Here is a 497-nt window from a genome sequence, read left to right on the forward strand (position 1 = left end):
GGTGTGGTCGGTGACATGCTACCCAGCTCGTTGCCTGCGCAATCCTTGAGCACCGTATACAAGGTGATGCCTCCATTTGCTATAAACAGATCGGTTACCGTTTCCCCGAAATCTATGGTCCACTGCTGCAGTGTGTCATCGTAGGTAACCGTTGCGCCCAATGCCGCAAAATCTGCCTCGTTGCCTCCGTAAGGATCCGATGCGCTCGCGTATACCGTAAATTCCGGCACCGTAGCTTCAAGGCTATGGTCTATCTCCAAAGAGTACAAGTTCGTATCCGAAGCGTCCACCATCCAGACAAAGCTGTTGCCCAATAGGCAAACGGCACCTGTTTCCGGTGTAACCGCCTCCAGAACCGGAGCGTCAGTGTCATTGTCAAAGGAATACGCAAAGGTATTGTCCGGTGTGGTCGGTGACATGCTACCCAGCTCGTTGCCTGCGCAATCCTTGAGCACCGTATACAAGGTGATGCCTCCATTTGCTATAAACAGATCGGT

At 52.5% G+C, this 497-nt stretch carries 1 protein-coding gene; it reads right to left on the reverse strand.

All coding sequences use genetic code 11. From position 1 onward, the window contains the following. Window positions 1-497 (reverse strand): hypothetical protein (locus tag J4050_RS15200; RefSeq protein ID WP_208155466.1); only part of this gene is annotated, 497 nt, incomplete at both ends.

It is taken from the genome of Winogradskyella pelagia (assembly GCF_017581965.1).
GTDB classification, from domain to species: domain Bacteria; phylum Bacteroidota; class Bacteroidia; order Flavobacteriales; family Flavobacteriaceae; genus Winogradskyella; species Winogradskyella pelagia.